The sequence below is a fragment of the Agromyces albus genome, assembly GCF_004134825.1.
Taxonomy (GTDB): Bacteria; Actinomycetota; Actinomycetes; order Actinomycetales; family Microbacteriaceae; genus Agromyces; species Agromyces albus.
In genome coordinates, this window is the sequence record NZ_SDPN01000034.1 from 1 (window position 1) to 24,060 (window position 24,060).

Below are 24,060 nucleotides of genomic sequence, written 5' to 3' on the forward strand. Positions count from 1 at the left end.
GCCGGCCGCGCGCGCCGACTGCACGAGCTCGCCGCAGCGCTCGACCGCAGCCGCGACGGCGGCCGCCGCGTCGGGCGCGAGCCCGTACGGTTCGAGCATCGCCGGGTCGCCGAACGACCGCTGCACGTCGACTACGAGCAGGGCGGCGCCGTCGGCCGAGAGCCCGCCGAGCTGACGTTCGCGCAGGCCGGTCATGTGACGAGCTCGGTCGAGTCCGCCAGCTCCGTCGAGTCCGCGAGTTCCACGGCCCGAAGTGCCGGCAACACGCTCTCACCGAACGACTGCAGCCCCTCGAGGTAGTCGGGGAAGATCAGCATGAGCCCATCGAGCTCCGCAGTCTCGAGGATCGAGAGCACGCGCTCGGTGACCGTGTCGGCCGAGCCCGTGACGTAGGGCGTCTGGAACGCCTCCTCGCCCTTCGCGCCTTGAGCCCATGAGAGGGCTCGCGCGGGATCCCAGCCCCAGGAGCGGCGCATGTTGCCGAGCGCCTCGCGGTCGATGCCCTCGCCGTAGCGGATCGCGAGCGCTTCGGCTGCGGCATCCGTCTCGCCCTGCACGATCGTGAGCATCGAATACGTGCGCACCTCGCGGCCCTCGGAGGCGGCGCGCTCGTGCACGTCGCGAGAGAGGTCGCGCATCTCGTCGAGCGTCTCGGCGCCGAGGAACGCGCCGTCGGCGTACTTCGCCTGGAACGCGCGGCCCGGCTCCGACCGGCCGGCGCTGATGATCGTCGGGCGCGGGTCGGGGTGTGGCCGCGACTCGCAGTCGGTGAGCGTGAAGAACTCGCCGTTCATGGTCACCGACGGCTCCGACCACAGCCGCAGCACGGCTTGCGTCCACTCCTCGGTCATGCGGTAGCGGGCGGCGTGGCTCATCTCGGCATCCCAGATGCCCATCTGGATGAACTCGTCGGCATACGCCCCGTTCACGATGTTCATGCCCGCGCGGCCGTCGCTGATCTGCTGCAGCGTCGTGAACACCTTCGCCGCGAACGCGGGGTTCTGCATGTTCGCGTGCACCGTCGCCCAGATCTTCACGCGCTCGGTGGCCTCGGCGAGGCCCGCCATCATGGTCATCGACTCGAGCGTCTCGCCCCAGTGGTCGGTGGCGCCGCCGAAGCCGCGCCACTTCGCCATGGCCATGATGAAGTCGAGCCCGATGCCCTCGGCGAGCTGTGCGACCTGCTTGTTGTAGTCGTAACTCGCCGGCGGGTAGGGCGCGGTCGACGAGATCATCCATCCGCCTGCCGCGTTCGGCAGGAAGACGCCGTAGTCCTTGTGCTGCATCATCCGTTCCCTCTCATTGCGGTGGGGGCGGATGCCGCAGCGAGCGGCATCCGCGAGTGCATTCCGGTCACGGCGCGGGCCACACGAGGCGCCCGTCGGCGTAGATCGCGTCGACGTACGCGGTGTCGAAGTAGCCGAGCGCTTCTTCGGGACTGAGCTCGTTCTCGAGCAGCGAGTACGTGTCGAGCATCTCGACGAGCGCCTCGACGTTCGCCGGGTCGATGGCACCGAGGTTGCCGCCCTTGGGCTGGCTCTTGCGGATGATGCCGACCTCGGTGTTCCAGACCTTCACGTTGTGTTCGAGGTCATAGCCCTCTCCCGAGAGTTCGGCGGCATAGCCGACGCACTCCTCGGGCATCTCCTCGCAGTAGCCGAACCCGCGGAGCGTGGCGCGGAGGAAGTCCTCGACGACCGTCGGGTGCTCGGCGGCGAACCCGGTGTTCGCGGCGAGCGCGCCGAGCGATCCCGGCACTTCGTAGTCGTACGGACGCCACACCTTGACCTTGTCGCCCGTGGCCTTGAGCAGGTTCGGCTCGTTCGAGATGAACCCAGTGAGCGAATCGACCTGGTGGCGGGGCAGCACGCTCGGGTCGTAGCCGACGACGACCTGCTGGATGCCTGCGAGGTCGACCCCGGCGTTGTCGAGCATCGCCTGCACGCTCGCAGGGAGCTCGCCCTTGTGTCCGAGGATCGTGCCGTCGAGCTCGGTGAGATTCGTGATGTCGGGCTCGGTCATGAGCACCTCGAGCCCGACGTTCGAGTACGAGGAGATGCCGACCATGTCGATGCCGGAATCCTGCGCGAGGATCAGGTTCTGCTGAGCGACGGCGGTGAACTGCACCTGGTCGCTCGCGACGAGCTGGACGTTCTGGCTCGTATCGCCCGTGCCGGGCTGGATCTCGAGGTCGATGCAGAGGGCATCGAAGTAGCCGAGCTCTTCGGCCGCGAGCACCTCGAGGATCGAGGCAGACGCCTGGTATTGGTAACCGGTCAGGTAGGTGACGGTACCGGCAGCCTCGTTCTCGGCGCATCGCTCGGCCGAGATGGCCGAGCCGACGGATGCCTCGGGCTCGGCCGCGTCGCCGACGCTCGCGCAGCCGGTGAGCGCGACGAGCAGTGCGGCGGTTGCGGCGACGCCGGCTGTGGTGATCGTGGAGTTCAGGACGGTGCGGGGGGCCATGTCGTCTCCTTCAGGTGGGGTGCTGTAAGTCGTGCTCGGGGTCTTTGCTGGTCTCCGGGCAAGGGGGTAGCCGGGAGGGTGGGTCCGGGAGGGAAGCGGCGGCTACTTCTGCTCGCCGGAGTGGGTGTCGTGCCAATGGAGCACGCGTCGCTCGACCGCGGTGACGAGGCCGAGGAGCGCCGATCCCATGAGCGCGAGAATGAAGATCGACGCGTAGATCACGGGAAGCTTGTTGTTCGAGCTCGCGAGGCTGATGGTGGTGCCGAGGCCCTCGGATGCCCCGGGGGCGAACATCTCGGCGACGACCGCGCCGACGATCGACAGCGGGAAGACGATCTTCAGCGCCGCGAAGAGGTAGGGCAGCGCGTTCGGGATGCGGATGTTCCAGAGCAGCTCGAGTCGCGAGGCCTTGATCGTTCGGTAGAACTGCAGCACGGCGGCCGGCACGGATCGCAGGCCGACCGAGACGTTGATGAGGATCGGGAAGAAGCAGATGATCGCGGTCACGATGAGCTTCGGCTCGGGGCCGAAGCCGAACGCCACGACGAGCGCCGGCGCGATCGCGACGAGCGGTGTGACGTTGAGCACGACCGCGATCGGCATGACCGCGCGCTTCACCATGGGCACCTCGCTGATCGCGATGGCGAGGATCGACGAGGCGACGAACGCGATCGCGAGCCCGAGCAGGGACTCCTGCAGGGTGACCCACGCGTTGGCGAGGTAGAAGCCGGGATTGCCGGCGAGCGTCTCGCCGATGTCAGCGAGCGGCGGAAGCAGGTAGGGCATCGTCTCGGCGCCGAGCTGCCAGAGCAACCCGAGCGCGACGAGGGTCACCGTGAGGGGCAGCCATCGACTGGGTCGCAGCACAGTGGGCAGGCGCCGAGGGCGAGGCGTCGCGGCATCCGCTGGGCTCGCAATCGCAGCGGTCGGAGCGGTGCCGTCTGAGGCCAGGGCGGTGGCGGGGGTCGTGGTGGCGGTGGCGCGGCGGAAGGTGTCGAGTGCGGTCATCATCGTGGCTCCTACGCCGCGTTCGGCAGTTCGGGCGAGCGCCAGGCAGCCTGCAGGCGATCGCGGATGAGGTCTTCGAAGTGATGGAACTCGGGGGTCTTGAGGAGCTCAGCGCTGCGCGGGCGGGGAAGGTCGATGTCGACGACGTCGACGATGCGGCCGGGTCGCGGCGCCATCACCACGACGGTGTCCGAGAGTCGCACCGCCTCGGTGACCGAGTGGGTGACGAAGACGACGGTCGTGGCGATCTCGTCCCACAGGTCGAGGAGCTGCTCCTGCAGCGCCTCGCGGGTGAACTCGTCGAGCGCCGAGAAGGGCTCGTCCATGAGGAGCACCTCGGGTTGCAGCCCGAGCGCCCGCACGATGGCGGTGCGCTGCTGCATGCCGCCCGAGAGCTCGGCTGGGAGCTTGTGCATCGCGTCCTTCAGGCCGACGTCGTCGAGCAGCTGCTCGAGGTCGGGCACGCTGCGAGGGGAAGCGGATGCCGCACGCGACCGTTTACGCTCAGCCGCCCTGTTGACCCGGTGCGGCAGGGTCACGTTCTGCAGCACGTTGAGCCACGGCAGCAGCGCCGGCGACTGGGGCACGAAGCCGATGAGCTTCGCCTCGCACGCGGCGTCGGGGGATGCGCCGAAGATCTCGACCTCGCCGGCGTCGGGTCGCTCGAGGTTCGCGATCATCCGCAGCAGCGTCGACTTGCCGCATCCTGATGGGCCGATGACGCTGACGAACCGGCCAGGAGCGATCGTCAGGTCGACGCCGTCGAGGGCGACGAGAGCGTTCTGCCCCGAGCCGTAGACCTTGCTGGCGCCCGCGATGCGGATGGCGGTGGTGGTGGTTTCGTCGCCCGTCGCCGGGGTGGCGGGGCCTGTTGTGCTGCTCGTGGTCTTGGAGCCCATGCTCACACCAGCTTTCTGAATTCGCGGTTGTGGTAGACGAGCGGTTCGCGATTGCTGTGCACGACGTGGTCGACGGCGATGAGCAGCATGAGGTGGTCTCCTGCGGTCTGCCGCAGTTCGACGCGGCCGAAGATGGTCGCCATCGCTCCGCTCACGGCAGGAACTCGAGGCTGATCGGCGTCGAGCTCGACGCCCGCGAACTTGTCGATGCCCTTGGTGGCGAACTGGCGGGCGATCCCGCCCTGGCCGTCGGCGAGGATGTTGACGGCGACCTCCTCGGCCGCGGCGAAGGCACCGTAGCAGTCGGCCGATTCGGCGAGGAAGACCGTCACGAGCGGCGGCTCGCTCGACACCGCGGTGAAGCTGTTGGCGGTGAACCCGTAGTTGCGGCCGTCGTGCGTCGTCGTGACGAGCGTGACCGAGGTCGCCATGTGGCCGAGCGCGCGGCGCAGCGGGTTGGGCGTGGTTTCGAGCACGGTCATGCGCGCACCTCCTCGGCGGTGACGGCGCCGAAGAGCGCGATGCGCGCGTCGACCCACTCGGCAAGGAGCTCGTCGCGAGCGGATGCGTCGGCCACCGTGCCATCGAGCAGCGCGAGGGCGCCGAACGGGGTCTCGGCGCCGACCTCATGCAGGAGCGGACGCAAGTGGATCTCGGCCGCGAGCGTCGTGTGGGCCGGCGAGGCGGCGATCACGAGCGGGATGGCGGCGACTCCGGCGAGCGACGTTGGCCCGTAGCCGTCGAGGAACGCCTTCAGGAGTCCCGTATACGACCCCTTGTAGACCGGCGTGGCGACGATGAGGAGATCGGAGCTCGCGACGCGAGCCTGTGCAGCTGCGACATCCGCTCGGCCGGGTTCGAGCACTGCAGGGCCGAGTTCGGCGAGTTCGATGACGTCGACCTGGAGCGGTGCTGCGACACGGGCGGTGATGGCCTCGGCGAGCGCAAGAGCGGTCGCTGAGGTCTTGGACGGGGTTCTCGGGTTGCCCGAGAGTACGACGAGCGAATGCATGGAGCCTCCACGACTCAATCCGATGTGCGAAAAGTGGAGAGCATGCGGAGCGAATCACGAAGGTGATGTGCACCGCGGAGGTCCATCTGCCTCGAAGTTACGCGTCGGGTGTTTCGCGGGCCGTGCGTCGATGTTTCACGTCTGTGAACTCTGCGGCTCTGGACGCAACTCTGGACGCTCCAGCTCTGAACCCTGTGGCGATCGACTTACTCGCCGGCGAAGAGCGGAGTGATCGCGGCGTTGCCGTAGACCACGACGTCGATGCCGAGGTCGCGGGCGGCGATGGTGGCCCAGCCCGTCTGGGTGAAGGCCTGCGCGGCGGTGCCGCTCACGCACAGCATGATGCGCGCGTCGGGGAAGAGCGAGCCTTTGAGCCACGCGAGCTTGAACAGGTTGGCGCTCACGCGGTTGCGATGCGCCGACTTGAACTCGCCCTGGTTGGCGACGAACTGCACGAAGACGGTGCCCGCGGCATCCGCGCCCTCGACCTCGAATCGCGTAGCGCCATCGACCATGATCGTGGCCGGTGCCAGCTCGGCGCCGACCGTGCGCCCGAGCGCGGCGAGCATCTCGCCCTCGACGCTGCCGTCGACGACGCGATGGCTGGCCCGTTCGAGCTCGATGCCGCGCGTGAGTCCCGTCATGGGCGACAGCCTACGAAACCTTCTGTTTCGCCCCGGTTTCCGGTCGGTGGTCGAGTAACGCCGGCCAAGCCCGCCGCGTATCGAAACCACACTCGCGCTCCCTGCCAGCGCCGTATTAGATAGTGATACTATCCATTACTGGATAGTTTAACTATCCAATACGTCACCACCTGGCCGCCGCCTCTTCGAACGGAGTACAACCATGGAACCGCTCATCGCCCTCCTGGCCGTCACCGGCGCTCTCCTCCTCATCGGTGCGGCGGGCGTGCGCTGGCTCCGACCGTGGACCGTTCCGCTGCGGGGTGGACTCGCCGCGATGTTCGTGCTGACCGGTGTCTCGCACTTCGTCGGGATGCGTGGCGAGCTGATCGAGATGGTTCCCCCGTGGGTGCCGGCACCAGAGCTCGTCATCACCGTGACCGGTGTTCTCGAGCTCCTCGGCGCTGCTGGGCTGCTGGTGCGGCGAACCGCGCCCCTCGCCGCCGGCGCTCTGGCGCTCATGCTCGTCGCGATGTTCCCCGCGAACGTCTACGCCGCCCTCGAGGGCATCGCCTCGACGACTGCCGACTACCTGCTGCCGCGAACGCTGATCCAGATCGTCTTCCTCGCCGCATTGCTGGCCGTCGTCGTCTCTCACGTGCACGCGGCCCGCGTGTCAAGCCCGCGCCTCGCCACGCGGTCGCGTGCAATCGTGGCAGGGACGGAAGGAGCATGATGAGCGACACCGAGGGCACTGACGGCACCACCAGCGAACCGCGCCAGAAGCCGGGCGGGCTCGGCAGCGAGGGCACGATTCCCAACGAGCCCGACGGCGTGGGCGTGGGTGCCGGTGAGCCGACGACGTTCGAGCCCGAGGAAGACCCCGAGGCGGCCGCCAACCGCGACGACGAGGCAACCGAGGCGGGGCCGGGCTCCGGCTCCTGACCGACCAGCGCGCCGATGCTCATCGCGAAGTGACGCGAATCGACCTTCGCTCGGGGCGGAAGGTCGATTCGCGCCACGCAGGCTCCACTCACGCGAGGGATGTCGCGCTACCGCCTCGTCGAGACGAGCGATTTCGCCAGCACCAACAGCGCGGAGTCGAGATGCCCGTCGCGGGTGTCGGCGACCGCGATCTTGATCGTCACCGGTTGACGCGCCTCGACGTCGGCCGAGCAGGTGAGCGGCGTCGTGAAGGCGTTCAGCTCGGTGTCGAACTGGGTACTCGGACCCTCCTCGGTGAAGTTCGCGACGTAGTACTCCGAGTTCGTCGTGGCGTTGATCGACGCGAGCCCCGCGGCATCCGCAGTGCCAGGAACCGCCGAGCACAGCTCGCCGTCGACCCAGATTCCTACGGCGTCGTTGTAGCCCTGCGCGCTCCAGTTGGCATATTCCTCACTGCCGAACGCGTACGCCAGTTGCAGCTTCGAAAACTTCGGCACTGCGGTGAACGTGAGCACGGCGGCGTCGTAGCTCGTGGCTCCGGCGAGCGACGTCAGGTCCTCGTCGCCGGCGCCACCGAAGTCTCCCGTGGTGGTGAGGCTCGAGTTGGGGCCGAGCAGCGCCGAGTCGGTGAAGTCGACGTCGGAGTCGGCTTGTGGATCGGCGACGATGAGGCTTCCCGACGAGAGCGCGACGCCAGCTTTGAGCTCCTTTCCGAACGCCTTCGACGTGAACAGGCCGCCCTGCACATCGGTGCCGGCGAATGAGGCGTCGCTCACCTTGACGCCATGCCCCGCCAGTGTCTTGGCGAGTTTGTCGGCATCGGTCTCGCGCAGGGTCTGCACCGAGCCCGAGCCCTCTTCTTCGGGGGCGGCGCCGGCGGGGATGGTGGCGCCGAGGGCGACCCCGATGAGGGATGCGGCGGCCACCGCGAGAACGAGCGGACGCAGTGCGCCTCGTCGCCTCGTCGGGACGATATGGGTTCTCATGACTCTCCAAATGATGAGCGGGCATCCGTTCGGATGTCCGCATGCGGTTGAGATCCGGGGGGAACTCGTCACCTCAGAGAGATCGTGAAGTCAAGCTATCGCCCCCCGACCGGGGGTCAAGTCCTCTTTCTTGCGGACACCGCGAAATGGCGGCTGGAGATCCCCGGAACGGCGGGGAACGATGACGAAAGCTCAACAAAGAAGTGGTCAATTGGCCTCCTTTGACTTGACATTGTCGGCGGGCCGCCTGAAAGATGCGCGTGGGGGGTACCACGTCACAGAGCGATCGATCATCAACAACTCGATCGAAAGCTGACATCGTGACTACACACAGAACACCGCGACGACGCGGACTCGTCGGCGTCATCGTTGCGGCCGCGCTCGTGGCAACCGCGTTCACCGCGGCATCCGCGCCCGCAGCAGCAGAAGAAGAGCCGATCCCGGCCGTGCCCGGATACCCGGCGCCGACCGATCACACCCAGCAGGCCTACGATCCCGAGGACGACTTCACCTCGAGGTGGACGAGAGCCGATGCCAGGCAGCTGAAGGCCATGTCGGATCCCACCGCGCCGTCGCGCGAGAACTCCATGCCGGAGGAGTTCACCATGCCGACGATCCCGCAGGACTTCCCCGACATGTCGAATGGCCAGGTCTGGGTGTGGGATACCTGGACCCTCACCGAGGGCAACGCCGACCAGCCGAGCTTCAAGGGCTGGGAGGTCATCTTCTCCCTCGTCGCCGATCGCAACCTCGGGTTCGACGACCGGCACACGTACGCCCGCCTCGGGTACTTCTTCCGCAAGGCCGGCATCCCGGCAGAGGAACGGCCGGAGAACGGCGGCTGGACGTATGGCGGCCTCGTCTTCCCGGATGGCGCATCCGGCGCGATCTTCGAGGACCAGTCGTTCAGCCACCAGACGGAGTGGTCGGGCTCGACCCGGATCTTCGACGGCAACAAGCTCCGGATCTTCTACACCGCCGTGGCGTTCTACCGGGACGCGGCAGGGCAGGACATCAAGCCGGCCGACCCGCGCATCGTGCAGAGCGAGGGGCGCATCTTCGCCGACGAGAACGGCGTGTGGATGACGGGGTTCCGCGATCAGCACGAGCTGCTCGTGCCTGATGGCACGTACTACCAGACGAAGGACCAGAATCCGTTCGTGAACTTCCGCGACCCGTTCACCTTCGAAGACCCGGCGCATCCAGGAAAGACGTTCATGGTCTTCGAGGGGAACACGGGCGGAGTTCGCGACCAGGTGGAGTGCACCGCGGAGGACCTCGGCTACAGGCCGGAGGACCTGCAGGGCGAGAATCCGCTCGGCGAGGTGCCGGTGGGAGAGGGGGTTCCGGGCGGCCCGCCCGAGATCCCAGCCGACGCGAACCTGCGTATGGGCAACGTCGGCCTCGCGGTCGCGGACAACAAGGCCCTGACCGAGTGGCACTTCCTGCCACCCATCCTCTCGGCGAACTGTGTGACCGATCAGACCGAGCGGCCGCAGATCTACATCAAGGACGGCAAGTACTACATCTTCACGATCAGCCACCGGAGCACCTTCGCGCCCGGCATCGACGGTCCTGAAGGCGTGTACGGGTTCGTCGGCGACGGCGTCCGAAGCGACTTCCAACCGGTGAACCGTGGGTCGGGACTCGCCCTCGGCAGTCCGTCGAACCTGAACTTCGCCGTCGGGTTCCCGTTCGCGCCCGACTTCAACCAGCACCCGGGACAGTTCCAGGCGTACTCGCACTACGTCATGCCCGATGGGCTGGTGCAGTCGTTCATCGACACGATCGGCACATCCGAGGACTTCCGCCGCGGCGGAACCCTCGCGCCGACCGTTCGCGTGAACATCGACGGTGACGACGTCACCGTCGATCGGGAGTACGGCGACAACGGACTCGGGGCGTACGCCGACATCCCGGCGAACACGGTGTGGCCGGTGCCGGACACGCCCGATCCGCGACCGATCCCGTAGACGAACGCGGATCGAAGCGGATGCCCCGGGCCGCGTGCCCGGGGCATCCGCCGACGCGTTGACGTCAGCGCCGTTCTCGCCCGGCCGTGCTCTAGGAACCCGGCCGCACGGCGTCGCCGACCTGCACGGCTCCCGGCCCCTGCGGCACGAGCCAGATGCCGAACCAGGTCTTGCCGTCCCAGCGGCGGTGCTTCGCGAGGGTACGGATCGGCTCCTTGCCACGCGCGAGCGTCACTGGGTCGATCGTCGTCATCACGCAGCGGTCGCAGACTCCCGAAACCCTGAAGCGCACGTCGCCGAGATCGACGAACGGCCACGCGTCTTCGGCGAAGGGCTCGTCGCCGTCGATCACGACGTTCGGCCGGAACCGCAGCATGTCGAGCGGGGCCGCCTCGTCGTCGACCCACTCGTCGAGCTGGGCGAGGGAGGCCTCGCTCGCGAGGAGGAGCGGAGCGGCGTCGGCGAGCGACATCCGATCATCGGGAAGTCCGCCGTTGCCGGGATTCACGGTGCGAAGACGCGGGTCGGGCTGCCACACGAGTCGTACGGGCCTGCCGAGCTGCGCGGTCAGCCAGTCGTCGGCCTCATCGCCTGCCGGGAGGGCGGTGCCCTGGCGCGAGTGGCCGACCGGAATGGGCGACGCGTCGGTGGGCGGATCGACCCGTAACGGGTCGCCTCCGACGCGCGGGTCGGCGAGTAGCACGCCGCCGTCGGCGAGCGCCTCCGCCGTCAGGCCCAGCAGGCCGTTGTGCTCGCGAGCCGTCACCGGCTGCCCGGCGGGATCGACCACCGCCCAGCGCCGATCGCCCTCGAGCCCCCATGGCTGAACCTTCGCCGAGGCGACGTCGTAGCCGGCGAACGACTTCACCGGATGAAGCCGGATCCGCGTGACACGCATTCCGCTACAGTACCCGCGCCGAGCTCAGGCCCGCGGCGGCGCCACCGACGCCCGCTCGACGATCGGGCAGTCGAGCAGCACCGGATGCGCCCCGAGCAGCCCGACCTCGTCGCGCCCCTCGATGAGCGACGCGACCGTGCGCACCGCCCACGCCCCCATCTCGTAGTGCGGCAGGGCGACGGTGGTGAGCGCCGGAAACAGGCTCTCGGCAATGGGATCCTGGTCGTCGAAGCCGACGATCGAGACATCCGCCGGCACCTGGAGCCCGAGTTCGGCGGCGGCGCGGTAGGCGCCCATCGCCATGCGGTCGTTGTAGCAGAAGACCGCGGTCGGCCTGGTGGCCGGGTCACGGCCGTGGTCGAGCAGGCCTATCGTCGCCTCGTACCCGCCGCTCGCCTCGGAGACCGCCTCGACGACGAACTCGTCGGGGTCGAGCCCCGCCGCGAGCATGCCGTCTCGGTAGCCCTGCAGGCGACCGCGCGTGGCGGGCACGTCGACCGACGTCGCCGCGAAGGCGATGCGTCGGTGTCCCTTCCGCACGAGCAGGTCGACGACGGATGCCGCGCCGCCGCGCTCATCGGGCATCACCGACGGGATCTCTCCCTCGCGGTCCCGCGCACCGATGAGTACGGCCGGCACCACGTGCAGCTCATCGGGCGTCACGACCTCGTCGTGGTAGACGGTCGCGTAGATGATGCCGTCGGCCTGCCGGTCGATGAACGCCTGCACCTCCGGCGTCTCGACCTCGGGATCGGTGTTCAGACGCGAGTTGATGATCGCGAGCGTGAGGCCCCGGCGACTCGCCTCCTCCTGCGCGCCGAGGATGATGCGACCGGCGTGCGGAGTGGTCGCGATCTCCTCGGTGAGCAGGCCCACCATCCCGGAGGCACGAGTGCGCAGTCCGCGGGCGAGGCGGTTCGGCTGGTAGCCGAGCTCCGCGGCCGCGGCGCGCACCCGCGCCTTGGTGTGTTCGCTCGTACGCGTGTGCGGAGTGTCGTTGAGCACGTGGGAGACGGTCGTCACCGACACGCCCGCCGCAGCCGCGACATCGCGTATCCCGACCTGCTCGCGCGGCATCCGTCTCCCGTTTCTCATCTCACCGTCTCACCTTCGTACCACTCCGCACCCGACACCGCGCCCGCCGCGTCGCGATTGCCTACCCGGCGGCGATCGCAGGGGTGGCCCTGAACGCGTTCGCAGCCCGGTCGACGACGACTTCGGCCTCGGTTCCGGAGTCCAGGATCGTGTTCCGCGCTGAATCGGAGTCAACCTCGACGGCCGTGACGGCGAGGCTGTCCGAAGCCTCGGTCGTCAGCAAGGCGTCCACCTGGGCTGAGAAGCAGGAGTCGCTCGACGTGGTTCGCACGTCCATCGCGACGACGTGGTTGCTGGAGATGTAGTTGCCGCCTCCCGCCACGAGTCGGATGATGACGGGGGTCGCGCCGGCCGGACGGATGGTCTCCGCGTCGACCACCTCGGAGAAGTGGTTGCCGATCACGGAATTGTTGCTGCCGTCGATGCGGAGGAGTCCGAAGAGGTCGTCGAGTCCGTTCCCGACGCCGAGGAACGGGGTCCACGGCTCCTGGTCGCGTAGGAAGTGGTTCGTGGCCACGAGGTTCTCCGAGCTGTTCGCCGCGAGCACCACCATGCCCGGGTAGAACGAGTGCAGACGGTTGCCCGTGATACTCGAACGCGTGACGCCGTTGAGATGGACACTGCTCGCGCCACGGGGGAACACGTTGTTGGCGGTGACCAGCAGCCCGCCGTGGTGCTCGGCGTAGATCGAGTGTCCCTTGAAGCCGGCTCCGATCAGGTTGTCGGTGATCTTCGACGCCTGTCCCCACCCGCGCAGCTCGATGCAGCTCCCGCATTCGGCGATGAAGTTGTCGTGGACGGAAAGCGCGTCGGCGTTGTAGATCGTCAGCGCGTGCTCGAGGAACACGAACCCCATGCCGGTGATGCGGAACGAGTCGTTGGAGCTGCCGACGTAAATGCCCGTCTTGCCGTTGACGTAGGTGTTCGCCGGATGGAGCTCCGAGCCGTCGCCGTCGAAGCGCATCCCGTCGATGCAGAAGTTCGCGAACTCGACCGAGCTGATCCGTGGGCTCCCGCTTCGCTCGATGAAGAAGGCGGCGCCCGTGGACTCGTCCACCTCGCCGGCGATGGGGAGGTCCACGACAACACGGCTGCCCCCTGGCCACAGCTCGTGCAGATCGGGCCACTCGTCTTCAGGGACGTTGAACCGGATGCTCGACGAGGTGAAGCCGTGTCCCGAGCCCTCGATCCTGAGGAAGCTGACGTCGATCACCACTTGCGTACGAAGGTGGTAGTCGCCTGGCGGTATGTGGATCACCGCGCCGGGCTTGCCGCCATGGTGCTCATCTGTGGCCGTCTGTCGCGCCTTGATGTCGGCGATGATGCTGTTGATGACCTCGCCGATGTCCTCGGCCGCATCGCCGACGGGCCACGTCGTCACGTCGTAGGAGTTGACGCTCGGCATGGCTCAGCCCTTGACCGCGCCGAGCGTGAGCCCGGCGACGATGTGACGTTGCAGGAAGAGGGTGAGCAGGATGACGGGGATCGAGTACACCGCGGCGAGCGCCGTCATGCCGCCCCAATCGAGCCCGAACTGGCTCTGGAAGTTCGCGATGACGATCGGCGTCGTCTGCGCGCGCACCGAGGTGAGCAGCAGCGCGAAGAGGAACTCGTTCCACGACGCGAGGAAGGCGAAGATCGCCGTGACGGCGACGCCCCCGGTGACCACGGGGATCACGACGCGCCAGAGCGCCTGCAGCCTGGAGCATCCGTCGACCTTCGCTGCTTCGTCGAGCTCGTCGGGCACCGCCTCGAAGAAGCTCGCCATGAGCCAGATCGACAACGGCAGCGAGATCGTGGTGTGCGCGAGGGCGAGGCCGAAGGATGTGTCGGTGATGCCGAGGTTCCGCATGATCTCGACGAGCGGGGCGCCGACGGCGATCGTGGGCACCATGCGCGTCACGAGTGCGGCGACGATGAAGACGCGACCGCTCGGGGTGCGGAACCTCGTGATCGCATACGCGGCCGGAACCGCGAGCACGAGCGAGAGCGCCGTGCTGATCACCGCCGTGACCACGCTGTTGACGAGTGCCGCGGGAACGCCCTCGCGGCTGAGCGCCGAGACGTAATTCTCGAGCGTCCACTGCGTGGGCAGCACCTCGGGCGGAACCGAGATCGCCTCGAGCGGTGTCTTGAACGACGTGAGCAGCAGGTAGATGAAGGGGAAGCCGTAGAGGATGAGTGCCGCCGCGAGCAGCGCCCACAGCACGATGCGGGTCTTGCCGCGCGTTTCGAGACCGTTCATTTCGCCGAACCTCCCGGGCGCCAGATGAGCGCGATCGCGGCGATGGCCACGGCGAGCATGACGATGAGGTACACGGTGCCCATCGCGCTCGCGAGGCCGGGCTCGCCGAAGCGGGTCATGGTGCGGTAGATCAAGAGGCTCAATGTCGTGGTGCTCCCCTGTGGGCCGCCATCCGTCTGGATGAGGATGATGTCGAATGCTCGCGCCGCGTCGATGCCGCGCACGATGAGGGCGACAGCGATCACCGGCCGAAGCAGCGGGATGATGACGCTGAAGAGCAGTCGCGGATACCGCGCCCCGTCGATGCGGGCCGCTTCGATCACATCGCCCGGGATGTTCTGCAGGCCCGCGAACAGCACGAGCGTGATGAACGAGGTCGTGAGCCAGATGTCGGGAATCGCGACCGAGAACAGGGCGATGCTCGGGTCGGAGAGCCAGTGGACCTGGTCGGGGCTCTGCAGGAGGCCGGCGCGGAACAGCAGCTCGTTCACGATGCCGAAGTTGTCGATGAGCAGGAACCGCCAGAGCAGGCCCGCGACGATCGGCGCGATCATGAGCGGGTACATGAAGATCGTGCGGAACACGCTCGACCGGCTCCCGAGGGCGGAGAAGAGCAGGGCGACCGCGAGTCCGAGCGTGAACTCGAGGGCGACCACGATGAGTGTGTACACGACGGTGCGCACCGACGCGTTCTGGAACGCCTCCGACGCGAACGCCGCCGCGTAGTTCGCGAACCCGACGAAGATGCGGGGGCCGCCCGCGATCGGCGAGATCTCGAAGAAGCTGTCGGCGATGAAGCGCACGAGCGGCCACAGCACGAAGCCGGCGAGGAACAGGCCGGCCGGTGCCATGAGCAACAGGGCGAAGGCCCGGTCGCTGAGGTGGCGACGAGTGCGTGGCCGCCCTGGGCCTCGAGCGGATGCCGCGAGCCGGCGTTCGCTCGGCCGGGCCGGCCCGCCCGGGGCGGTCTGGTCGACCGCCCCGGTCGGGGACTGCTTGGTGGTGCTTTCCACGATGTGTCCTTGCCAGTGGTGAGGTGCGCTTGCCGGTGGTGGGTTGCCGGTGGCGACGGCGGACTACTGGACGATCGCTTCGATCTGCGACTTGGCCTCTTCGAGCAGGGCGGCATTCTCTGCCCCCGGCTCGACGGCCTTCTGCAGCATCGGCACGAGCACCGAGTCGACGATCTCCTGCCACTCGGGAGTGGCCGGGCGCGGCAGGGTCTGCGGCGCGTTCAGGGTGTCGAGCAGTGCCGGGTAGTTCTCGAAGCCCGCCTCGCCGCTCTTCGCCTCGAACGCCGACTTGCGTGCCACGAGACCGAGCGAGGTGTCGGCCGAGAGGTCGTTGTGCTCGTAGGCGAACTGCACGAACTCCTTCGCCGCCTCCTGCTTCGCGCCGGCGGTCGGCACCGAGAGGTACCAGGCGCCGGGCACTCCGCCGATGCCGGCGGGACCGGCGATCATCGGTGCGACGCCGATCGAGTCCTTCACGACCGAGTCATCGGGCGTGGCGCGGTAGGCGTGGCCCCAGAACCGCATCATGGCGAGGTTGCCCTGGTAGAAGAGGTTCTGCGAACCAGCCCAGTCGAGCTGCGAGGCTCCGGATGGCGCATACGGGAGCAGGCTCGTGTAGTAGTCGAGTGCCTCGAGGTGCTCCGCACTTGCGATCGTCACGTCGCCGCTCTCTGCATCGAGCACCATGTGCTCTTCACCGGCTTGCGACACCGTGGCGAGCCATTCGGTTTCGACGGCACCCTTGACATCCGTGCCGTACAGGTCGGTCTGGCCATCGCCGTCGGTATCGCGCGTGAAGAACTCGGCGATGTCGTGGTACTGCTCCCAGTCGGTGGGGGCGGCGAGCGGGTAGCCGAACTTCGCCTCGAAGTCGGCCTTGTTCGTGGCGTCTTCGAAGAGGTCGGTGCGGTAGAAGAGGATCTCGGAGTTCGTCCACACGGGCATGCCGATGAAGCTCTCGTTCACCTGGGCTTCGGTGACGAGTCCGCCGAAGAGGTCGTCTTTCACGTCGTCGGTGTAGAGGTCGTCGAGCGGGGCGAGCCCGTCGGCGAAGGCGCTCAGCCAGATCGCGTCGAGTGCGGCGACGTCGAACGTGGGGCTGCCGCTCGAGAGCTCGGTCGAGATGCGGTCGTAGAGGCCGGCATAGGGCAGCTCGACGAGCTTGACCGTGGTGCCGGTCTCCTCCTTGTAGAGGTCGGCGATGGGCTGCAGTTCGGCCTTGCCGCCGCCTTCGACGACGACCGTGAGGGTGTCGGCATCAGCAGTTGCGTCTCCGCCGCCGACGCCGCACCCGGTGAGGGCGATGGCGGTGATGAGCGTGGTCGCGGCGGCGATTCCGACGCGTGCGCGCCGGCTGGGGAACCGGGGGCGAGTGCGAAGCTTCATTACTTCACTCCGTTCGAGTTGTCTGTGCAGGACTTGAGGGTGCGGTGCCAAGACGATTTGGCAAAACGTCTTGGCGACAAGCTATGACATCGTTGTCAGCGCGTCAAGACCTCTCGCGTTGCCAAAATCTCCGGGCGCCGTTTTGGCACGATGCCGGCCCACGCCGGCCACCGCGAGCCCGGACTCAGGCGAGCGAGAGCGTGAACGACAGCACAAATCCCGCCGCGGTGCTGAGCGCCACGGCCGGACCCCCGTGTTCGTAGGCCTCGGGCATCAGCGTGTCCGCGAGCGACGCGATCACGGCGCCGGACGCGAATGCCAGCGGCAGCGAGACGATTTCGGGGTCGCTGCCGGAGAGCGGGCCCGCGCCGATGACCGCCGCGGCGGTGACGAGCACCGCAGATGCGCTCCAGAGACCGATGATCTGAAGCCGTGGCAAGCGCTGTTCGCGCATGGACGCCGCGCCCACCAATGCCTCTGGCAGGTTGGAGGCGAAGATGGCGGCGAGCAGCGCGATGCCGCCGGTCCCCTCCTGCACGGAGATGCCCAACGCGAGATTCTCGGGTACGCCGTCGAGGGTGACCGCCGCCAGCAGCGCCACGCCCGCTGCACCCCGAACGGATGCCGCGGTCGCGGGTCGCTCGGCCGCGGCGGCATCCGTGTCGAGTTTGACGCTCCCCCGGTACTCATCGGCGGACTTCGGACGGGATCGACGTTGCGCCCACCGGTCGAGGAACGCGCTCAGCAGGGTGAACACGAGGGCGCCGACGAACAGGCCGATCCCGGCGAGCCAGATCCCGCCGCGCTCATACGAGTCCTCGAAGAGCTCGAAGGTCAGCGCGGTGATCAGCGCGCCGGCCGCGAAGGCGAGGAGCATCGCGAGCAGCCGCTTCGGGAGCTCGAACCGCACCCCGATGGCCGCCCCGATGATGAGGGCGCTCGACGCCAGGGCGCCGAAGAGCAGGACCGTCCCCATCGGGCATTTCCCCTCAAGTGTGCGATGACGCACCCATGCTGGCATTGGCCCGGTGGGGCGGCAAGGGGGTGGCGCTACGCTCGCCCGCGTCTACGCCCGCCAGCGCCTAGGCCCGCTCGGCGATCGCCTCCCACGTGTCGCCCGACACCACGAGGTCGGCGCGCTCCCGCGCCGGCGCGATGCGGCGCGCGTTCGCCCCATCGACCTCGATCGCCCAGTCTCGCGCCGCCTCGGGGGAGCGGCCGTGCTCGGTGTGCCGGCGCACGAGGCGATGCATCCGCTCGTCGTCGTGGGTGTCGCAGAACCACGACTCGTCGAGCAGCTCGCGCACGCGCGACCACGGCTCGACGTCACTCAGCAGGTAGTTGCCCTCGACGACCACGATGCGTGCCGACGGCTCGATCGCGATCTCCCCCGCGACGGGCTCGTCGACGTGACGCTCGAAGGCCGGCGCGTAGACGGTGTGATCGGTGTCGCGGCGCACGCGTTCGAGCAGTTCGACGAAGCCCCATCCGTCGAACGTCTCGATCGCTCCCTTGCGGTGCCGCAGGTCAAGCCGGTCGAGGGTCGCGTTCGCGAGGTGGAACCCGTCCATGGGCAGGAACACCGCCGGCTGCTCGGCCGCGCCGCCGTTCAGCTGGGCCACGAGCGCGTGCGCCAGCGTGGTCTTGCCAGCGCCTGGGCTCCCGGTGATGCCGATGAGAATGCGAGCACCGGATGCCTCGCGGCTCAGCCGCCTGGCCCGGCGGGCGAGCACCTCGAGCGCGTCACGGGTCGGAGGCGGGTCGCTCGCTGGCATACCACCAGCATGACGCACCTCGGGCAAAGGCCGCCGGAGCCGCGGCGCCACTGCTCGGACCAGACGCCGAGCTCTCTAGCCCTGCCGGTCGACGCGATCCTGTTCTAGTGTTCTGCATGAGTGGGCGTTCCGCCTCCTACCGGTTCGACAGGCGCTCGGGGAGTTGTCGATGGAACACGAGCGTTGCCGCAGCCGTGGTTCGGCTGGGCGCACAGAGTGAGCGTTCATGGCTGACCGGTCGAATGATCCTGACGCTCAGCCCAGCCGTCGGCAGTTCCTTCGCGTGGGCGGCGCGGCCGCGGCGGGAGCGGCTGCCGGTGGCGTCGCGGGATTCGCCGCCGGAACAACCGCCGGCAGGCCGGACCCGGCGACACCGCCGGCTGCGACCCTGCAGCCGGAGGGCACGATCCCGCCGCGCGCGGCTGGGCCCGGGTTCGACCACCTGGTGGTGGTGATGTTCGAGAACCGGTCGTTCGACAACATGCTCGGTTACCTGTATTCGGAGTCCAGCCCCCCGAACGGGCAGTCGTTCGCCGGGCTGAATGAAGGACCGTTCGGAAATGACGATCACGAGGGCCGGCGCGTCGAGACGCATGCGTACACCGGCACCACCGACGAGGTGATGAGCAGCCCGCGGCCCGATCCGGGTGAGGACTATCCCCACGTGAACACGCAGCTGTTCGGCACCGTCGATCCACCCGGCAACGCCCAGGCGCAGGTGGCGCAGATGCAGGCGCCCTTCAACGCGCCAAGCGCGTCGAGGCCGGCCACGATGGACGGATTCGTCCGTGACTACATCAACACGTTCCATGCGGAGCGCGGCACTGCCCCGACCCATGAGGAGGCGGATGTCGCGCTGGGGTCGTTCACGCCCGAAATGCTGCCCGTGCTCTCGACGCTCGCGCGCGAGTTCGCCGTCTTCGATCACTGGCACTGCGCTGTGCCGGGCCCGACCTTCGCCAACCGATCGTTCTTCCACGCCTCGACCTCGCACGGCTTCGTCACCAACCACGACAACGGCGGATACGCGAAATGGCGGAGTAATCGCGCGACGGTGCCGACGATCTTCAACCGACTCGAGGACGCCGGAATCTCGTGGTGCGTGTACTACGACGACCACCAGTTCGTCTCAATGACCGGGTTGATCCACGCACCCCTGCTCAAGCCGTTCTGGCACAGCAGGTTCCGCCCGATGAGGGAGTTCTACCGGGCGAGCGCCGACGGTTCACTGCCGGCCTATTCCTTCATCGAGCCGCGGATGGCCTACGACCACAACGATATGCACCCTCCTGTCGGCGACATTCGAACGACCGAGGTCGACGGTGTGCCGGTCACCGGAGGCGCCATCTCCGACGTCCGAGCCGGCGAGGCACTCCTGCACGAGATCTACTCGGCGATCCGGGCCGGCGAGTCCGCCACCGGGTCGAACGCGTTGAACACGATGCTCCTCGTCACGTTCGACGAGCATGGCGGCACCTTCGATCATGTTCCGCCGCCGGAAGCCGTACCGCCCGGTGACGACCATGAAGGCGAGATGGGGTTCAGGTTCGACCGACTCGGCCTACGTGTGCCCGCGATCGCGATCTCGGCGTATACGGCTGCGGGCCAGATCGTCAACGATCCCGTGCATCACGCCAGCGTGATCAGCACCCTCACCAGGAAGTACGATCTCGAGCCCCTCACGGATCGCGACCGGAACGCTCCGACGCTGGACCTGGCCGTCACGCTCCAGCACGCTCGACCGGCAGCCTCGTGGCCGCAGACGCATCCGCAATACACACCACGAAACCCCGAATCCGAGGACCCTGTTCCCACCGGCGACGACGATCGTCCGCTCAGCCCTCCCGGCCGAGGGCTCCTGGGGCTGCTCGCCGCCCACGCGGGCGTCACGGACTCCCTGCCAGTCACCTATCGACAGGCGCATGCATTCATCGAGCAGCACGGACGGGGCCTGTTCGGCCCACCTGACTGAGCTGCCGGCTGACCCAGGGTCGCTTGGGAGCCTCATCCGTCGGCCGCTGGGCTCGGCTAGTTGCATTCCTGTAACCGCTCCGAGTCACCTTCGGCTTCTCTGCGTTACCAACTGCCACCCGACGCGGCGCCGTAGAACTCTCGTGCGGTCGCCATATCGGTGACGGAGATCTCGACGTAGCCGATGCTCATCGGAATGCCGTGCTGGTGGTGTTGGGCCATGGCTTCACGTTTCCACGATCCCTGACACGGCGTTCGTACCACGCACCCCTTGTGGCCCCGCCATCGTGCCGCTATGGTGTCACTAAACCGGTTTAGACCCGCGCCCCAATCTGTTCCGCACCGAGGTGCGACGAGGCGCTGATGTCACGAAGCCGTTGACGGAGGGCCCCCGATGAGCGAAGACGCCGAGCAGGCTGCGGCACGCCCGACGATCACGGATGTCGCGCGCCATGCCGGTGTCAGCAAGGGCCTCGTCTCCTTCGCGTTGAACGGCCGGCCCGGCGTCAGCGCCGAGACCCGTGCCCGCATCCTGGCCTCCGCCGAGGCCCTCGGATGGACGCCGAGCCTTCGGGCCCGATCCCTCAGCGTCGACCGCTCGTATGCGCTCGGTCTCGTGATCGGTCGCAGCGTCGACGTCATCGCGGCGGATCCCTTCTTCCACGCGTTCATCGCGGGGGTCGAGAGCGAGTTCTCGACGGCGGGGCAAGTGCTCGTGCTCGCGCAGGCGACACCGGGCCGTGAAGAGGCCGCGACCTACCGCGGCCTCGCCGCCGACAAGCGCGTCGACGGCGTCTTCCTCACCGACCTGCGCGCGGGCGACGACCGCATCGCACTGGTTCAGGAACTCGGCCTCGCCGCCGTCACCCTCGGCCGGCCCGATGTCCCCTCGCCGTTCCCGTCGGTGTCGGTCGACGACGGCAGCGGCATCCGCGCCGCCGTCGAACACCTCGTCGCGCTCGGCCACCGCCGGATCGCGCACGTCGCCGGCCCATCGAGCATGCTGCACGGCCGTCGTCGCGCCGACGCGTTCGTCGCCGCCGCCATCGCGAACGGCGTCGAGCCGGTCGCGGTCGTCGAGACCGACTTCAGCGCCATCGACGGCGCCCGCGCCACCCGCGAGCTCATCGCGCTCGGCGCCGACCGACCGACGGCGATCGTCTACTCGAACGACCTCATGGCGCTCGCCGGCCTGGGCGTTGCGCAACGCGCCGGCCTCCGGGTGCCCCAAGACCTCTCCATCACCGGCTTCGACAACACCGAACTCGGGGAGCACACGTTCCCCTCGATCACCACCGTGGCGACGGACGCCACGGACTGGGGTGCTCGATCGGCCCGGCTCCTGCTCGCGGCAATCGCGAAGCAGCCCGCCGAGAACATCGATCTCCCCGAACCGAGGCTCGTCGTTCGTGAATCGACGGCGACCGCACCGAACGCTCATCCGCGCGGCATCGACGCCGCCCCCTGAAAGGAACTGGCCATGCGCCGACGAATCATGACGACCGCTGTTGCGGCGGCGGGACTCCTCGCCCTCACTGCGTGCACGAGCGGAGGCGGAGACGGCGGTGACGAGGGCCGCGGTGACATCACCATCTGGTACTCGAACAACGAAGCCGAGATCGCCTGGGGCAAGCAGATGGTCGAGGCCTGGAACGCGGAGCACGCCGACGAGCAGGTCAAGGCACAGGAGATCCCCGCCGGAAGCTCGAGCGAGGAGGTCATCGGTGCGGCGATCACCGCCGGGAACGCGCCATGCCTCGTCTACAACACCTCCCCCGCGGCAGTGCCCCAGTTCCAGAAGCAGGGCGGCCTCGTGAACCTCTCCGAGTTCGACGACGGCGACGACTACATCACCGAGCGCAGCGGTGACCTCGCCGAGCAGTATCGCTCGACCGACGGCGGCTTCTATCAGATGCCGTGGAAGTCGAACCCGGTGATGATCTTCTACAACAAGGCGATGTTCGCCCAGGCCGGCCTCGACCCCGAGAACCCGCCGCTCGCGACCTACGACGAGTTCCTCGCGACGGCTCGCACGCTCGTCTCCTCCGGCGCGGCACCGTTCGCCATCAACCCGGCGCCCACGAGCGAGTTCTTCCAGAGCTGGTTCGACTTCTACCCGCTCTACGCGGCCCAGTCGGGCGGCAAGCTGCTCGTCGAGGACGGTGCGGCGACCTTCGATGACGCGAACGGCGAGGCCGTCGCGGAGTTCTGGGCGACGCTCTACTCGGAGGGGCTCGCCGGGAACGAGCAATACCAGGGCGATGCCTTCGCCGATGGTCTTGCGGCGATGTCCATCGTCGGCCCGTGGGCGATCTCGGTCTACGGCGAAGACGTCGAGTGGGGCTCCGTGCCGGTGCCCACGCAAGCGGGCACTGCTCCTGAGGAGACCTACACGTTCAGCGACGCCAAGAACGTCGGCATGTTCACCGCGTGCGAGAACCAGGCCACCGCGTGGGACGTGCTGAAGTTCTCCACGAACGAGGAGCAAGACGGCATCTGGCTCGAGGAGACCGGGCAGATGCCGCTGCGGCAGAACCTGACCGAGACGTACGCCGATTACTTCGAGGCGAACCCCGCCTACGAGCAGTTCGGTGAACAGGCCGCTCGCACCGTCGAGGTGCCGAACGTGCCGAACTCGATCGAGATCTGGCAGACGTTCCGCGACGGCTACTCGAACTCGGTGATCTTCGGCGAGGAGCCGGTCTCGACCTTCCTCACCGACGCTGCCGCCGAGATCGACGAACTCGCCCAGGGCTGATCGGGCTTCCGGCCATGACCGCCGTCGAAGCCGCGCCGCGCCGCGCGGCCACCAAGCCCGATGAGGCTCCCCCGAGCCGCCGCCGACGGCGGTGGCTCGGGGAGCACCCCCTCGGTCTGCTCTTCAGCACGCCGTACCTCGTCTTCGTGGGGCTCATCTTCGCGTACCCGGTGGTCTTCGCGGTGTGGATGTCGTTCCAGGACTATTTCTTCGCCGCGCCGGGCGCCGAGGTCGATCGGCCTTTCGTGGGGTTCGACAACTACATCGCGGTCATCGAGGATCCCGCCGTCTGGCGCTCGTTCGGCAACGTCGGCATCTTCCTGCTGATCAACGTGCCGCTCACGGTGGGCCTGTCGCTCCTGTTGGCGACGGCACTCGACAAGGTCGTGCACGCGCGCACGTTCTTCCGCGTGAGCTACTACGTGCCGTACGTCACGGCGTCGGTCGCGATCGTCGCCGTGTGGTTGTTCCTGTTCACCTCGAACGGGCTCGTGAACCAGATCCTCGGGCCGCTCGCGCCCGACCCGTCGTGGCTCGTCAACTCGGGGCTCGCGATGCCCACCATCGCGCTGTTCGTCACGTGGAAGGGCCTCGGCTTCTACATCCTGCTCTACCTCGCCGCGCTGCAGAACGTGGGGAAGGAGCTCTACGAAGCGGCATCCGTCGATGGTGCCGGTGCAGTGCGCCGGTTCTTCTCGGTCACCGTGCCGGGCGTTCGCCCGGCCACCGTGCTCGTGCTGCTCCTCGCGACGATCACCGGGGCGAACCTCTTCACCGAGCCGTACCTGCTCACGGGCGGAGGCGGCCCGAACGGCGCGTCCACCTCGCCGGTGCTGCTGATCTACCAGAAGGGCATCGAGCAGGGGAATCCGGATGTCGCGTCGGCGATCGGCGTCATCCTCATCGTGTTCGTGCTCGTCATCGCGTGGCTGCAGCGACGTTTCGCAGGCGGTGAGGAGTCGTGACGCGCGTGAAGGCCGCGCTGCGGTACGTGCTCCTCGCGATCG

24 protein-coding genes and 1 pseudogene are annotated in these 24,060 nt (G+C 68.1%); 7 read left to right on the forward strand and 18 right to left on the reverse strand.

What is annotated here, in order from left to right; translation table 11 throughout:
- The 8 genes and pseudogenes from ESP51_RS15165 to ESP51_RS15200 form a co-directional block, all read right to left on the reverse strand.
- A pseudogene (locus ESP51_RS15165) lies at nt 1-195 on the reverse strand (cysteine hydrolase family protein); the annotation flags it as partial.
- Nucleotides 192-1,289 carry an LLM class flavin-dependent oxidoreductase gene (locus ESP51_RS15170; protein ID WP_241843192.1) on the reverse strand — a complete coding sequence of 366 codons (1,098 nt, stop codon included), beginning with the start codon at nt 1,287-1,289 and terminating at the stop codon, nt 192-194. The pseudogene ESP51_RS15165 and the gene ESP51_RS15170, both read right to left, overlap by 4 nt.
- A 64-nt stretch (nt 1,290-1,353) precedes the next feature.
- The gene (locus ESP51_RS15175; protein ID WP_129521736.1) at nt 1,354-2,466 is read right to left on the reverse strand and encodes an ABC transporter substrate-binding protein; all 1,113 of its coding nucleotides are present in this window, start codon (nt 2,464-2,466) and stop codon (nt 1,354-1,356) included.
- 102 nt (nt 2,467-2,568) lie between these two features.
- The gene (locus tag ESP51_RS15180; RefSeq protein WP_241843193.1) at nt 2,569-3,477 is read right to left on the reverse strand and encodes an ABC transporter permease; all 909 of its coding nucleotides are present in this window, start codon (nt 3,475-3,477) and stop codon (nt 2,569-2,571) included.
- 8 nt (nt 3,478-3,485) lie between these two features.
- Nucleotides 3,486-4,373 (reverse strand): ABC transporter ATP-binding protein, encoded by an 888-nt coding sequence (locus ESP51_RS15185; protein WP_129521775.1) that lies wholly within the window; start codon nt 4,371-4,373, stop codon nt 3,486-3,488.
- A gap of 2 nt (nt 4,374-4,375) precedes the next feature.
- Nucleotides 4,376-4,855 carry a flavin reductase family protein gene (locus ESP51_RS15190; protein WP_129521737.1) on the reverse strand — a complete coding sequence of 160 codons (480 nt, stop codon included), beginning with the start codon at nt 4,853-4,855 and terminating at the stop codon, nt 4,376-4,378.
- Nucleotides 4,852-5,385: an NADPH-dependent FMN reductase gene (locus tag ESP51_RS15195; protein WP_129521738.1), complete on the reverse strand. Its 534-nt coding sequence runs from the start codon at nt 5,383-5,385 to the stop codon at nt 4,852-4,854. The genes ESP51_RS15190 and ESP51_RS15195 overlap by 4 nt, the downstream gene beginning before the upstream one ends.
- A 206-nt stretch (nt 5,386-5,591) precedes the next feature.
- The gene (locus ESP51_RS15200; protein ID WP_129521739.1) at nt 5,592-6,029 is read right to left on the reverse strand and encodes a hypothetical protein; all 438 of its coding nucleotides are present in this window, start codon (nt 6,027-6,029) and stop codon (nt 5,592-5,594) included.
- 202 nt (nt 6,030-6,231) lie between these two features.
- Between ESP51_RS15200 and ESP51_RS15205 the strand changes: the two genes are divergently transcribed.
- Nucleotides 6,232-6,744, forward strand: a complete 513-nt coding sequence (locus ESP51_RS15205) for a DoxX family protein (RefSeq protein WP_129521740.1) — start codon at nt 6,232-6,234, stop codon at nt 6,742-6,744.
- Nucleotides 6,744-6,953, forward strand: coding sequence for a hypothetical protein (locus tag ESP51_RS15210; RefSeq protein WP_129521741.1), 210 nt, complete (start codon nt 6,744-6,746; stop codon nt 6,951-6,953). The genes ESP51_RS15205 and ESP51_RS15210 overlap by 1 nt, the downstream gene beginning before the upstream one ends.
- 107 nt (nt 6,954-7,060) lie before the next feature.
- On the opposite strand, the gene ESP51_RS15215 is transcribed toward ESP51_RS15210, so the two are convergent.
- Nucleotides 7,061-7,939, reverse strand: a complete 879-nt coding sequence (locus ESP51_RS15215; RefSeq protein WP_129521742.1) for a choice-of-anchor L domain-containing protein — start codon at nt 7,937-7,939, stop codon at nt 7,061-7,063.
- A 320-nt stretch (nt 7,940-8,259) separates the two neighbouring features.
- Here ESP51_RS15215 and ESP51_RS15220 point away from each other — a divergent pair, with 320 nt between their 5' ends.
- Nucleotides 8,260-9,912 carry a glycoside hydrolase family 68 protein gene (locus tag ESP51_RS15220; RefSeq protein WP_241843194.1) on the forward strand — a complete coding sequence of 551 codons (1,653 nt, stop codon included), beginning with the start codon at nt 8,260-8,262 and terminating at the stop codon, nt 9,910-9,912.
- Nucleotides 9,913-10,003: 91 nt separating this feature from the next.
- On the opposite strand, the gene ESP51_RS15225 is transcribed toward ESP51_RS15220, so the two are convergent.
- From ESP51_RS15225 to ESP51_RS15260, 8 genes are all read right to left on the reverse strand, one after another.
- Nucleotides 10,004-10,810 (reverse strand): MOSC domain-containing protein, encoded by an 807-nt coding sequence (locus ESP51_RS15225; RefSeq protein ID WP_129521744.1) that lies wholly within the window; start codon nt 10,808-10,810, stop codon nt 10,004-10,006.
- A 24-nt stretch (nt 10,811-10,834) separates the two neighbouring features.
- The gene (locus ESP51_RS15230; RefSeq protein WP_129521745.1) at nt 10,835-11,887 is read right to left on the reverse strand and encodes a LacI family DNA-binding transcriptional regulator; all 1,053 of its coding nucleotides are present in this window, start codon (nt 11,885-11,887) and stop codon (nt 10,835-10,837) included.
- 79 nt (nt 11,888-11,966) lie between these two features.
- Nucleotides 11,967-13,310 carry a NosD domain-containing protein gene (locus ESP51_RS15235; RefSeq protein ID WP_129521746.1) on the reverse strand — a complete coding sequence of 448 codons (1,344 nt, stop codon included), beginning with the start codon at nt 13,308-13,310 and terminating at the stop codon, nt 11,967-11,969.
- A gap of 3 nt (nt 13,311-13,313) precedes the next feature.
- The gene (locus ESP51_RS15240) at nt 13,314-14,150 is read right to left on the reverse strand and encodes a carbohydrate ABC transporter permease (RefSeq protein WP_129521747.1); all 837 of its coding nucleotides are present in this window, start codon (nt 14,148-14,150) and stop codon (nt 13,314-13,316) included.
- Nucleotides 14,147-15,001 carry a carbohydrate ABC transporter permease gene (locus ESP51_RS15245; protein ID WP_129521776.1) on the reverse strand — a complete coding sequence of 285 codons (855 nt, stop codon included), beginning with the start codon at nt 14,999-15,001 and terminating at the stop codon, nt 14,147-14,149. Before ESP51_RS15245 ends, ESP51_RS15240 begins: the two co-directional genes overlap by 4 nt.
- Nucleotides 15,002-15,226: 225 nt before the next feature.
- Entirely contained in the window at nt 15,227-16,549 is a 1,323-nt protein-coding gene (locus ESP51_RS15250) for an ABC transporter substrate-binding protein (RefSeq protein WP_129521748.1), read from the reverse strand.
- Nucleotides 16,550-16,733: 184 nt separating this feature from the next.
- Entirely contained in the window at nt 16,734-17,525 is a 792-nt protein-coding gene (locus ESP51_RS15255) for a ZIP family metal transporter (RefSeq protein ID WP_129521749.1), read from the reverse strand.
- Between the two features lie 106 nt (nt 17,526-17,631).
- On the reverse strand, nt 17,632-18,324 hold the full coding sequence (locus ESP51_RS15260) for a nucleoside/nucleotide kinase family protein (protein ID WP_129521750.1): 693 nt from the start codon (nt 18,322-18,324) through the stop codon (nt 17,632-17,634).
- A gap of 226 nt (nt 18,325-18,550) precedes the next feature.
- Between ESP51_RS15260 and ESP51_RS15265 the strand changes: the two genes are divergently transcribed.
- Nucleotides 18,551-20,296, forward strand: coding sequence for an alkaline phosphatase family protein (locus ESP51_RS15265; RefSeq protein ID WP_129521751.1), 1,746 nt, complete (start codon nt 18,551-18,553; stop codon nt 20,294-20,296).
- 104 nt (nt 20,297-20,400) lie between these two features.
- Here the strand turns inward: ESP51_RS15265 and ESP51_RS21275 are convergent, their stop codons facing one another.
- A complete protein-coding gene (locus ESP51_RS21275) occupies nt 20,401-20,517 on the reverse strand; it encodes a VOC family protein (protein ID WP_422386856.1) in 117 nt (38 codons plus the stop codon).
- A gap of 172 nt (nt 20,518-20,689) precedes the next feature.
- Between ESP51_RS21275 and ESP51_RS15270 the strand changes: the two genes are divergently transcribed.
- Genes ESP51_RS15270 through ESP51_RS15280 form a run of 3 tightly spaced genes read left to right on the forward strand, consistent with a single transcriptional unit; the run spans nt 20,690 to nt 24,018 of the window.
- Nucleotides 20,690-21,763 carry a LacI family DNA-binding transcriptional regulator gene (locus tag ESP51_RS15270; protein WP_129521752.1) on the forward strand — a complete coding sequence of 358 codons (1,074 nt, stop codon included), beginning with the start codon at nt 20,690-20,692 and terminating at the stop codon, nt 21,761-21,763.
- A 12-nt stretch (nt 21,764-21,775) separates the two neighbouring features.
- Nucleotides 21,776-23,053 carry an extracellular solute-binding protein gene (locus ESP51_RS15275; protein ID WP_129521753.1) on the forward strand — a complete coding sequence of 426 codons (1,278 nt, stop codon included), beginning with the start codon at nt 21,776-21,778 and terminating at the stop codon, nt 23,051-23,053.
- A 14-nt stretch (nt 23,054-23,067) separates the two neighbouring features.
- Nucleotides 23,068-24,018, forward strand: a complete 951-nt coding sequence (locus ESP51_RS15280) for a carbohydrate ABC transporter permease (protein ID WP_129521754.1) — start codon at nt 23,068-23,070, stop codon at nt 24,016-24,018.
- The last annotated feature ends 42 nt before the right edge of the window (nt 24,019-24,060 follow it).

Excerpts from the sequence above, each read along its gene's own strand:
- ESP51_RS15170 (WP_241843192.1), bottom strand. The coding sequence starts at position 1,289 with ATGATGCAGCACAAGGACTACGGCGTCTTCCTGCCGAACGCGGCAGGC.
- ESP51_RS15175 (WP_129521736.1), bottom strand. The coding sequence starts at position 2,466 with ATGGCCCCCCGCACCGTCCTGAACTCCACGATCACCACAGCCGGCGTC.
- ESP51_RS15180 (WP_241843193.1), bottom strand. The coding sequence starts at position 3,477 with ATGATGACCGCACTCGACACCTTCCGCCGCGCCACCGCCACCACGACC.
- ESP51_RS15185 (WP_129521775.1), bottom strand. The coding sequence starts at position 4,373 with ATGGGCTCCAAGACCACGAGCAGCACAACAGGCCCCGCCACCCCGGCG.
- ESP51_RS15190 (WP_129521737.1), bottom strand. The coding sequence starts at position 4,855 with ATGACCGTGCTCGAAACCACGCCCAACCCGCTGCGCCGCGCGCTCGGC.
- ESP51_RS15195 (WP_129521738.1), bottom strand. The coding sequence starts at position 5,385 with ATGCATTCGCTCGTCGTACTCTCGGGCAACCCGAGAACCCCGTCCAAG.
- ESP51_RS15200 (WP_129521739.1), bottom strand. The coding sequence starts at position 6,029 with ATGACGGGACTCACGCGCGGCATCGAGCTCGAACGGGCCAGCCATCGC.
- ESP51_RS15205 (WP_129521740.1), top strand. The coding sequence starts at position 6,232 with ATGGAACCGCTCATCGCCCTCCTGGCCGTCACCGGCGCTCTCCTCCTC.
- ESP51_RS15210 (WP_129521741.1), top strand. The coding sequence starts at position 6,744 with ATGAGCGACACCGAGGGCACTGACGGCACCACCAGCGAACCGCGCCAG.
- ESP51_RS15215 (WP_129521742.1), bottom strand. The coding sequence starts at position 7,939 with ATGAGAACCCATATCGTCCCGACGAGGCGACGAGGCGCACTGCGTCCG.
- ESP51_RS15225 (WP_129521744.1), bottom strand. The coding sequence starts at position 10,810 with ATGCGTGTCACGCGGATCCGGCTTCATCCGGTGAAGTCGTTCGCCGGC.
- ESP51_RS15230 (WP_129521745.1), bottom strand. The coding sequence starts at position 11,887 with ATGCCGCGCGAGCAGGTCGGGATACGCGATGTCGCGGCTGCGGCGGGC.
- ESP51_RS15235 (WP_129521746.1), bottom strand. The coding sequence starts at position 13,310 with ATGCCGAGCGTCAACTCCTACGACGTGACGACGTGGCCCGTCGGCGAT.
- ESP51_RS15240 (WP_129521747.1), bottom strand. The coding sequence starts at position 14,150 with ATGAACGGTCTCGAAACGCGCGGCAAGACCCGCATCGTGCTGTGGGCG.
- ESP51_RS15245 (WP_129521776.1), bottom strand. The coding sequence starts at position 15,001 with ATGGCACCGGCCGGCCTGTTCCTCGCCGGCTTCGTGCTGTGGCCGCTC.
- ESP51_RS15250 (WP_129521748.1), bottom strand. The coding sequence starts at position 16,549 with ATGAAGCTTCGCACTCGCCCCCGGTTCCCCAGCCGGCGCGCACGCGTC.
- ESP51_RS15255 (WP_129521749.1), bottom strand. The coding sequence starts at position 17,525 with ATGGGGACGGTCCTGCTCTTCGGCGCCCTGGCGTCGAGCGCCCTCATC.
- ESP51_RS15260 (WP_129521750.1), bottom strand. The coding sequence starts at position 18,324 with ATGCCAGCGAGCGACCCGCCTCCGACCCGTGACGCGCTCGAGGTGCTC.
- ESP51_RS15265 (WP_129521751.1), top strand. The coding sequence starts at position 18,551 with ATGGCTGACCGGTCGAATGATCCTGACGCTCAGCCCAGCCGTCGGCAG.
- ESP51_RS21275 (WP_422386856.1), bottom strand. The coding sequence starts at position 20,517 with ATGGCCCAACACCACCAGCACGGCATTCCGATGAGCATCGGCTACGTC.
- ESP51_RS15270 (WP_129521752.1), top strand. The coding sequence starts at position 20,690 with ATGAGCGAAGACGCCGAGCAGGCTGCGGCACGCCCGACGATCACGGAT.
- ESP51_RS15275 (WP_129521753.1), top strand. The coding sequence starts at position 21,776 with ATGCGCCGACGAATCATGACGACCGCTGTTGCGGCGGCGGGACTCCTC.
- ESP51_RS15280 (WP_129521754.1), top strand. The coding sequence starts at position 23,068 with ATGACCGCCGTCGAAGCCGCGCCGCGCCGCGCGGCCACCAAGCCCGAT.